Origin of the sequence: Hydrogenophaga sp. 2FB, assembly GCF_005503365.1 — a bacterium.
Classification (GTDB): Bacteria; Pseudomonadota; Gammaproteobacteria; order Burkholderiales; family Burkholderiaceae_C; genus Hydrogenophaga.
In genome coordinates this window covers 16,939-26,485 of sequence record NZ_SCML01000057.1, presented here as the reverse complement: position 1 = coordinate 26,485, position 9,547 = coordinate 16,939, and the positions used below count along the sequence as shown (strand labels likewise).

At 65.8% G+C, this 9,547-nt stretch carries 10 protein-coding genes; all 10 read right to left on the bottom strand.

The genetic code is table 11. From position 1 onward, the window contains the following. Window positions 1-3 precede the first annotated feature (3 nt). Window positions 4-879, bottom strand: coding sequence for a hypothetical protein (locus FFS09_RS25210; RefSeq protein WP_137921691.1), 876 nt, complete (start codon window positions 877-879; stop codon window positions 4-6). Then, window positions 873-1,292, bottom strand: coding sequence for a hypothetical protein (locus FFS09_RS25205; protein WP_137921690.1), 420 nt, complete (start codon window positions 1,290-1,292; stop codon window positions 873-875). Before FFS09_RS25205 ends, FFS09_RS25210 begins: the two co-directional genes overlap by 7 nt. Then, on the bottom strand, window positions 1,289-1,897 hold the full coding sequence (locus FFS09_RS25200; RefSeq protein ID WP_137921689.1) for a hypothetical protein: 609 nt from the start codon (window positions 1,895-1,897) through the stop codon (window positions 1,289-1,291). Before FFS09_RS25200 ends, FFS09_RS25205 begins: the two co-directional genes overlap by 4 nt. A gap of 2 nt (window positions 1,898-1,899) precedes the next feature. Next, entirely contained in the window at window positions 1,900-2,937 is a 1,038-nt protein-coding gene (locus FFS09_RS25195; protein ID WP_137921688.1) for a hypothetical protein, read from the bottom strand. Next, window positions 2,937-3,632, bottom strand: a complete 696-nt coding sequence (locus tag FFS09_RS25190; RefSeq protein ID WP_137921687.1) for a hypothetical protein — start codon at window positions 3,630-3,632, stop codon at window positions 2,937-2,939. The genes FFS09_RS25195 and FFS09_RS25190 overlap by 1 nt, the downstream gene beginning before the upstream one ends. A 7-nt stretch (window positions 3,633-3,639) precedes the next feature. Beyond that, window positions 3,640-4,470 carry a tail fiber protein gene (locus FFS09_RS25185; RefSeq protein ID WP_137921686.1) on the bottom strand — a complete coding sequence of 277 codons (831 nt, stop codon included), beginning with the start codon at window positions 4,468-4,470 and terminating at the stop codon, window positions 3,640-3,642. Between the two features lie 27 nt (window positions 4,471-4,497). Beyond that, entirely contained in the window at window positions 4,498-4,923 is a 426-nt protein-coding gene (locus FFS09_RS25180; RefSeq protein WP_137921685.1) for a hypothetical protein, read from the bottom strand. Between the two features lie 65 nt (window positions 4,924-4,988). After that, complete coding sequence (locus tag FFS09_RS25175) at window positions 4,989-6,038, bottom strand: phage major capsid protein (protein ID WP_137921684.1); 1,050 nt, start codon at window positions 6,036-6,038, stop codon at window positions 4,989-4,991. Window positions 6,039-6,337: 299 nt separating this feature from the next. Beyond that, window positions 6,338-7,465 carry a hypothetical protein gene (locus tag FFS09_RS30930; protein ID WP_212745153.1) on the bottom strand — a complete coding sequence of 376 codons (1,128 nt, stop codon included), beginning with the start codon at window positions 7,463-7,465 and terminating at the stop codon, window positions 6,338-6,340. 6 nt (window positions 7,466-7,471) lie between these two features. Next, window positions 7,472-9,517, bottom strand: a complete 2,046-nt coding sequence (locus FFS09_RS25165) for a hypothetical protein (RefSeq protein WP_137921683.1) — start codon at window positions 9,515-9,517, stop codon at window positions 7,472-7,474. Between the last annotated feature and the right edge of the window lie 30 nt (window positions 9,518-9,547).

Here is a 9,547-nt window from a genome sequence, read left to right as displayed (position 1 = left end):
ACCTCACTTGCGGACGGTGCCGCCGTACGAATTGCCGGCGAAGAGGTTGCTGGAGTAGCCCGGCGTGCCGCTGCCCTGCGTGCCGGTCGCCGGGTAACGTGCTTTCAGCTGCTGGTTGGTGAGGTAGGCCTGCCCCATGTCGTCAAACAGACGGCCCACGGTGGCGGCCTGCGACGTGCTGCGCGCGCTGTCTGCCGCAGCGGCCATCTGACCGGCGGCCATCGAGGCGGCGGTACCGGTGTCCATGCCCGATTGCGCAAGCGAGATCAGGTTCTGCCGCGTTTTCTCGTCCACGCTGCGCAGATCGGCGGCGGCACCCTGGCCGGCGGCCGTCGCGCGGATCTGGCCTTCACCGTAGCGCGTGGCGAGGTCTGCGCCGGCTTCAGCGTCCACCGAGCCACCGAGCAAGCCGGAGCGCGCAAGGCCGAACAGGTTCTGATTGCTTGCCTGGGTGAACTGCTTGTCCAGGTCGCGCGTTGCGACGTCGCGCGTGGCGTTCTGGATGTCGGTGTACATGGCCTGACGCCGCTCTGCTGCACCCTGCGAGTCCTGCCAGTTCTTCATGGCCTGCGCAAAGCCCGCGGCATCGAATGAGCTCGTTTCGTTGAAGAGGCCAACACTCTGACCCCGTGACGTGTCATCGAACTCATTGCCCGGCAATTGAGGTGAGAACGCCGCCCTCTCAGTCGTGGTGAACTGCTCCCGCGTGGGTTGCGCCATGCTGCCATTGCCGAATTGAGCATTGACCGTGTCCACGGCCATCTGCACCTTGCGCTGGCGCTCTTCTTCATCGGCGCGCATTTGGCCCGCGCCGCCGTCACCACCTTTGTGCAGGCGGCGATCGAAGTGGCGGGGATCGGAAGTCGGGTAGATCAGCATGTGAGCCTCACCAGGTCGTATGTGTGTTGAAAGCCCAGGTTGCGCAGAACGCGGGTCATGGCAGGCGCCGTGCAGGCTTCGATTTCGTGTGCGCCAGATTCTTTCGCCCAGGCGACGAAGGCAGGCCAGAAAGACACCGCAGCCCCCGCCAGATCACTGCCACCCAGCGCCATGACGTTGAGCACCGTTTTCCGTGGGTAGTGGCGGAACTCGAAAACCATGGCCAGGCGTGGCTCGCCGGCTTCGAACATCAGCGCAGCGAATGCGCGCCCGTCGTGCACCATCTGCTGGAGGTCTTCGATTGAAAACTCACCGCGTGCGGCGTCGCTCACTACGGGGGCGAGCAATGTCGCCACGGCGCTCCAGCTTTGCTCGATGAGCGCGGGCGTCGTCAGGAACAGGACGTTTCTCACTGGCTGCCCAGGTCATCGAAGTAGATGGTCAGCCGGTTGACCTGCACTTCTCGATCCGGGTGCCCGATGAATCGCAGCTTGAACTCGGTGCCGCTCGCCTCCACCGGCAGTACGTCGCCGTTGTAGGTCCAGCCGTCGTCAGCGTTGCCCACCTGGATCGTGTCGGCAAGCTCGCCGGTGCGCCCGCCGTTGATGGAGACATACACCTCGACGGTGAGCACGTTCATGCCGTCGAAGTCCAGGCCGGTCAGCGCTTTCAGGTTGCCCGGCGCTTTGAAGTCGAGCCATTGCGTCTCCGCCATGACATTGGCACTCTCATTGTTCAGCTCGCCAGCAGCGAAGAACACGTCAGGGCGCAACACGTACAGCGGAAGGTCGTTCTCACGGCGCAGGTACAGGCAATTGCCAAGCTGCGCCCACGAATTGATGTTCGATGTTCCCGCGACCCCCAGGCCATGCCAGGCCCAGGCATTGAGCTTCGCCTGTCGGCTGTATGTCCAAGCGGCCCATCCGTATTCGCCCAGACTCGGGGCGATCGTCACAGAGCGGAAAGGAATCTGACCCGACGAGAAAGGCCGGTTGGAGAAGGCGGCGGCGCTGAACATGCTCAGCCCTCCTGCCAGCGACCGGGGGCACTCACCCAGTATTGCGCCATCGGCGTGGCCGCGAGCGCGATCACCGAAGGCTGCAGGCCGCCATTGGAGAAGCGCGTGAGGTTGGCCGGCGACTTCGTGAACTGCTTGATCGGCAGCCCAACATCCACGTCGGTGGGGAATGCCGCATTGGTCAGCGTGGTCAGTGAGCGCACGCCGGATTCGGAGAGGAACAGCAGGTCGCCGTAAAGCGAGACGATCGAGCTGTGGTGCCGCGTGCCCACGCCATCGACAACCCGATCGAGCGCCATTGCGGTCGGATCCGGATCGATCGTCCAGAGCTGAATCGACTGGTCGGTGAAGACCGCCAGCTTGCCCTGGTACTGGCCCAGCGCATAGGCGCGTTGGCCGCTGGCGAAATGTTGCGAGACCGGCAGGAAGCCGGCATTGCCCGCCGCGGTCCAATCCGCTGGGTCACCGACCTTGCAAAAGCGCACGGTCTGCCCGTCATCGGACACGGCGAAGACGCGACCGGCGGCGGTCACCATGATGCCGGACTTGGGCATGTTGACATCGGAAACAGGCGTCCCGGTCACGACGTGCGTATTGGTGTTGACCGCGAACACCGCCGCATGGGTGGTCGCGCCATCGTCAGGGGAAAGCACGGCCAGAAAGCCGTTGTTCCAGCGCGCCACGCCCAACAGGCGCGCGCGGCCCGCCTCCGCGAAGTTGCCACCGGTTCCCGTCGAGATGAACGCATAGACGATGCGGTCTCCCGTGTCCAGGTTCACCACCTCGCTGGTGAATCCCGTGCTGGCCACGTCCCAGCAGGAGAATGTCCAGAGGTAGCCGGCGTTCGACTCCAACCCCTTCCACTGTTGGCCCAGCGTGAAGCCGCCCACCGCCGGCTTCCACTTGGGGCGACTGCGCAGCCAGCCGCCGGGCTGCACGTCCATGTTGATGAGCTTGCGCAGGCTGTTCGCCGGTGCGACGCTGGACGGGCGCGCAAGCAGCAGGCCGCCGTCGAAGCGATCGAAGGTGACGTCTGCCATCAGCCCACCTGCCTGAAGCCGTTGGCCGTGGCCACCACGCGCGGCCGGCCAGGATCACAGGCCGTCGGCGGCAGGTAGCGCCGGTTTTCCTTCTGCTTGACCTTGGCCTTGTAGAGCATGGTCTTGAAGGACTGGCCCGCGGTGTCCGCATCTGCCTTGCCGTAGTGGGCCTTGCCCAGGGCGACCGCGTAGCCCAGCACCAGGCGGGACGGGCAGCTGGGCTTGTCGGTGGGCTGCGTGAAGCGCGTCAGCACGCGGTTGTGATCGATGAACAGGCGGTAGGTCTGGTCTGGGATGGGCCACACTTCCAGCGAGAAGATGCCGTCCACGAAGCGCGAGTCGTAGCGCTGCGGGATGGCGCGCAGCGACTGGTCGGCGCGCATGGCGTGATTGATGCCCTGGGGAAGCGGCACACGCTCTGAATCGCCCTGCTCGATCCAAACCGTCTGCACACTTCCCCGGGCAATCGGCTCCGCCTCATCGGAATCCCATGGGTACTCTGCGACGTCAGCCGAGAGCGTGATGATCGACGTCATGGGCAGGCCATCGTCGAGCTGGTCATAGACGTAGTCGTTGGCCTCGGTCAGGATGTCGTTGAGCGCTGGTGCGTTGCCCAGCGTGGCGTGCAGACCGCAGCGGCTGCGCAGCGTGCTGAGCATGCTGGAGAAGGTCTGGGCGGGCGGCAGGGTGCTCATGGCAGTCTCAGAGTTTGATGAGCCAGCGGAACTTCACACCCGCGGGAAGGTTGGCGGAGCCACCGGTGGCCCCAGAGCTGGTCGCGCCAGCAGTAACCGCCGTGAAGTTCGGGCCGGACTGTGCTTGGGCAGAGCCGCCAACGGGATTGATCGTGTGGGAGTGGGAGATCACCTCACCGACGGTGGCAGTGCCCACGCCGGCAACGGTGTTGAGCACGGCATGGCCCTCGGGCACATACGGCAGGCCGAAGGTGGTGGCGCCATCCCCCGCGCCCCACTTCGTGCCGATGGCGGCGAACAGGCTCGCATAGGTGACGCGCGAGACGTTCGACGGTGCCGTTGGCAGGATCATCCAGCCGCTCTCCGCGGTGTCCCTCGCGGTGGGTTTCACATCACCGGGCCGCGCCAGCTGATCGAGCCCTACGAGGACCTGCAGCGCGGCCTGGTCGGCGACCGTGGCAAGCGAGTTGCCGAGCGTCGTGAGACCCAACGCGGTGCGCCACTCCTGACGCGTCTGGGCCGTGTTTGGCGCCGGCACACCCAGGCCGACCAGCTTGTTGCCCGCGGCGAAGCTCACCGCCAGGCCGCCATTGGATGACCCCCGGATGGTCGTGCGGGTGAGCTGGTTGGCCGCGGAATAGGTGCCAAGGCCGAATTCGTATTCGCCGGTCGGTCGGCCCTGGTCATCGACAGCCTCGATGTAGTAGGGCACCGTGTCGGCGAGTGCGCAAACGATGGCGAAGGATCGAAAGCCCAGCACCGCCCCGGCCAAGGTGAAGGGGCCAGATCCAGAGGATGTGCTGGCCTCCAGCACTCGGTCGGCAATTACATGGGGCATGGTCGGTCCGGTGGTGCTGGTTGAAGATCAGGCCGGTGCGCCAGCGGCTTCGATGGCCTCGATGATCTTGGCCTTGGTGGCGGCGGGGTCCACCGTCACGCCAACGGCGGCGGCGTGCTCCAGCAACTGGGCCTTGGTCATGTCGGCCAAGTCGACCGGTGCGCCTGCGGCTTCGATGCCGTTTTCCTTGCAGGCCTTGGAGATCGCAGCCTTGTAGTTCACGCCGTAAGCAGCGGCGACCGCCTCTTCGCCGTACTTCGCCTTCAGGCGGTCCGGCTCCTGCGTGATGTCGAGTTCGACGCGCTGCCCTTCCACAGGGCCGTGCACCTCCACGTTGTCCTCGCCAAAGATGGCTTGTGCGATGGGCACTTCGTGGGCCGGCACTTCGCGCGGCAGGATGGTCATGGGGTCGCGCGTGATGGTGAGGGCGACCATGGCAATGAGCAAGTTCATGTGTATCTCCGAAAGGTTGAGGAATCAGGGCAAAGGGGCCAGCACTTGGCCGGCCCCTTCGTTCATCAGGCGGCGACGATGACCGCGTGACCGTTGCGGCGGTTCACCTTCATGGCGCACCGCAGGTCCAGCGACGCATAGGTCGCGCGCACGTTGTGAGGCGGGGTCGGGTTGTAGACCGCCATCTCGTCGTCCTCGTACTTGAGGTGCTTGGTGTTGATGAAGTAGCAGCGCTTTTCCCAGAGGTTGGCCGCCACGGGCGCTTCCAGGGTGTCGAGCACGCTGAACACCGGATCCCAGATGATCTCCACGCCCTTGAAGTACAGACCCGTGCGAGCGCCGGTACCGGTGGACACGTCGATCGTCTTGGGCTTGCCCGCCTCGGTGTTCTGAGTCAGCGTGAGGATGCTGGCGTAAGCGTCGATGAAGGTCGAGCCGGCCAGGATGAAGTCCGGCGCGCCGCCGTTGCGGATGCACGAGCGCCAGGCGGCTTCCATCGTCGCGCGCAGGGCGTTGGTCGCCACCGCGCCCGCGAAGTAGTTGCGCCAGTAGGCCTTCGTGGCCGCGTTCAAGCCGCCCACGGTGCCCACGGCCGGGGTGCGCGAGATCAGCGCATCCAGGCCCACCACCGCATCCGTGCTGGCCGTGCCGTCACGGTGCAGCTCGATGTCCAGCTTCTCGACGAAACCGAGCTCGAGCGATTCCATGTGCTCGGTCAGGATGTTGTAGAGGATGACCTTCTCGTTGGGCTCCAGCACCAGCTTGCCCTTGCTGGCAGGATCCGGATCGACACGGATGCCCGCGGAGAACAGCATGTCCCAGTCGAGGTACAGGCCGTCCAGGGCAACGCGCCACGGGAACTGCGCTTGCGCGGCGGTGGAACGCTTGTTGAAGGTCCGAGCGGTCTCGCCGAAGGACCAGGCGAAGTTGCTGCCGTAGCCTTCGCGCACGGTCTCCACGGAGAATTGGCGAGCGGGCAGCAGGGTCTTCTTCTTGCCCATGAGGGCCTTGATGAAGGGTCGTTCGGTGCCGATCTGATCGACCGGGCGGTTGCGCATGTAGTTGTCGAGCGCGGCGACGGTGACCGTTGCGAGGTCAGGTGCGGAAATGGGCATGAAGCCTCCTGTGCAAAGTGGTTAAAGCTCTGCACGCCATCCACCGCACCCTGTGGTCGAGGCTTTTTGCTGGTGCTGTCCTGCCGGCGGTGACCTCGGCTTCAACCTAGTGGACGGCACCTGCAAGGTGCTGAAGGACGCGAACCCTTCGTACATGCGACATTCCCCGGCGTGTGCGTCGCATCTGAGGTGCCGGCTGCGAACCCGGCTCACGACTTACCTCTGCTGCGACTGCGGGACGGAGTGTCGGCCGCGTGTCAAGCCGCCCGGCCAAAAAGTGACGCGGGCGGCCTGCGCGATCACAGGCCCGCGGCTGCGAACGCGCTCTGGACCGCGTCCATGGCGTTCGTGGGCTGCGTGGCGATCCGCGCGCCGCTGGACACGTTGCCGGGGCGCAGCGGCTGCGGAGATGGCGCTGCCGCAGGTGCAGGCGCTGCCGGCGGGCTGAAGGCGTCGTACATCATCAGCACGGCCGCCTGCCATTGGTGCGGCTCGTACGTCGTCACGAACTGCTGCAGCTTCACCGGGTCGGCCAGCTGGCCCTTGATGAACGCCACCTTGGCCTCGTGCCCCGGCTGGTGCTTGCGCTGCTCGAGCGTTGCATCCATCTGCTGGGCCGCCTGTTGCACCGTGACCTGGAACTGCTGGAACTCGCGGCTCTGGTCCTGCGAGCGCTGGGCCGTCTGGTTCTGCGTGCGCAGGCGGACCATCTCCAGCGCGTCCTCGCGCGACAGCGTCATGCCCTCCACGCGCTGCTTCAGGTCCGGGTGCTGGGCCAGCAGGTCAATGCCGGCCACCTCGGTGCCCAGGCGCGTGGCAATGTCTGCGCGCAGGCCTTCGATCTGCTGCAGCGCGGTCTGCAGGTCCTTCGGGTCGTTGGACTTGTACAGCTTGCCCAGGTTGAGCACGGTGCCGAACTCCTCGGGCGCCAGGCCGCTGTCGGTGACCATGCGGCGAACGCTGTCGAGTTGCTGGGTGGCTTCGGTGGCTCGGCGCTCCAGCTCTGGCACCACCTTCACGCGCTCCGTGAGATCGGCCCAGCGTGCTTTCGCGCGCTCGCTCATGTTCTCAGGCGGCGTGAGGTCCACCTGGCCGGGTGCGGCGGGAGCAGGAGGGGCGACCGGCGCGGCGGCCACTGGTGCAGGCGCAGGCGCGGCCGGGGCAGCAGGTGCTACAGCTGGCGCAGGAGCAGCTGCAGGTGCTCCGGCTTCATCTGTGCCTACGGCATCGAGCAGCGTGCCCAGGCCTTCGAAGGGGTCGGCGGCGGCGTCAGGAGCGGGAGCGGGTGCGGCTGCAGTCGCTTCTGCCGGCGCGGCAGCGGGCGCCTCGGCTTCCGGGGCCGGTGCTGGCGGTGGAGCAGCGGAGCCGCCGCCAGCCGCGCCGGGTTCGTCGTTAAAGAATCGTCGGATGAGTTTGTGAATGATCATGGTGTCCTACTGCAGGGTGGCAGGAGTGGCCGGGACTGGGCCGCCCGGCATCGGCATGCCCGGCTGTGCACCGGGAATCGGGGGAAGCCCAGGCGCTGGCGCTGCCATCTGCGGCGCTGGCTTGGGCGGAAGGAATCGGTCGACGTCGATGGTCTCGTCGAAGCGCGCAGCGGTCTCGCGCACCAGCTCGCGCTCGGGCTCGCTGTCGCCGCCCATGGAGTCGATCTGGCGGATGGCCATCACCATCTCGCGAATAAGCGGCAGCGCGCGCGTCCACGTCTCCTGCGCCTGGAGCTTGTTCGGCGCGGCGGTGGAGCCGGCCCGGATCTTCATGTTGATCAGGTTGAAGACCGTGTCCGGCGTGGACTGCTTGGGCCACTCGTAGGCCGGCGGTTGGGGCGGCTCTGTCGGCGGCATCGGCGTGCCCATCGCCTGGCTGGCGATCGCCAAGATTGGATTCGGCGGCTCGGGCGGTGGCGGGTTCGGGCCCATGATGGTTTCCACCATGGCCGGCGTCATGGACAGCAGGCACACCTCGCTGGCGAACTGCGCGATCTCGGTGAGCCAGTCCTCGATCTGGTCGCGGAACTCGGCCACGCGCGCGGCGAGCGACTGGTCGGAAATGGCCGCCTCGGTGGCGGTCTTGGCCTGCACCACCACGGAGCGCGCGGCGTCCTGCAGGCCTGACACCATCTCCCAGTCGTTGCGAATCGGACTGGTGTCATACACCGCGGGGTCGATCGTTAGCTGAGTTCCCTGCTTGAGGAATTGGTCGATGGGAAGGTCGCCCGTGTCGAGCGTCACCACCTCCCCGATTCCCGGGATCACCACCTTGCGGAGCGACTTCTCATTGGCGGCGGCGCTTGCGATGAAGTGGGGGCGGACGTTGCGGCGCACCTCGGCGAACTTGTCGCGCGTCTCGTTGTGTTCGTCCTGCAGCTTCTCCAGCACGTCAACCATGCTCTGCGCAACGAACTCGCCGTCGACCGACTGGAACGGCAGGAGGAAATAGGGATACCAGCGCTCGCCCAGGCGCTCGGGGTGGTAGGGCTGGCGTGCGAACCTCGATTCGATGCCTGCAATCATGGTGTAGACCGTGTTGTCGACCTTGCTCCAGGCCTCGTACACCATCACCATGGGGTCATCGCCACCAGCGACCAACGTGGCACCGGCGTACATGCCGCGGCGCGGCGTGTCGTCCGTCATGTCCTTGCCAACTTTGAACGTGGTGGCGCGGTCAATCAGGTCTGCCACATCGGGGAATTGCCCTCGCGCCTTCGACTTGCGCATCGGGATCTTCTCAATCAACCAGTCGCCGGACGCGTAGTCCCAAATGTCCTCAACGGCCTCATCGGGCAACAGGCGCTCGGTGCGCACCATGTCGATTACGAAGCCCTCGGCGGCGACCACCTCGCGCTTCGCTTCCAGGCCAGCGATTGCCTGCTCCAGCTCTCGCTTCTTCGCCTCTTGGTCACCGCGCTGCTCCGGGTCTTCGATCTCGGCCAACAGGGAATCGATGTGTGCCAGGTTGTCCTGGGTGTCTTCGATCCTCGCCTTGATGATCGGGTCAACTTTCATGTCGCGCTGCCACTGACCCTTGACGACACCAAAGCTGCAGGTCATGGCCGCCTTCACCGCGCGCTTGGCCTTCTGCTTGAGCTTGGCATCTTCCAGAGTGGTCTGGGTGACCGTGCTCACGGTGTCGGCAAACAGGCGCAGCGGGCGCGACTTGTTCGTGGGCTCGCCCGACATCTCCGGGTTCTTGGCGTAGACCTTGGACAGCACGACGGAGATCGTCGAGGCGATCAGGTTGGCGCGCTGCTTGTTGTACGCAGGAGTGTCGGCATCGGCCGTGTCGTCGATGCCACGCACCAGCTTGCGGTTGTGGGCGACGCGCTTGTGGAAGGTGCTCCAGTGCTTTTCGGACGCACGCACGCGGTTCATCCAGGTCTTCACCAGAGGGTCGGCCTGTGGATCGGTGCTGGTCTGGTTGGGCGCCTCCATCGAGGCGGGGTTCACGCTGGGCGGTGGAGCGTCAAGGGGTTGCTGCATGGCGATGGTCCTGATCAGTTCGGCGGAACT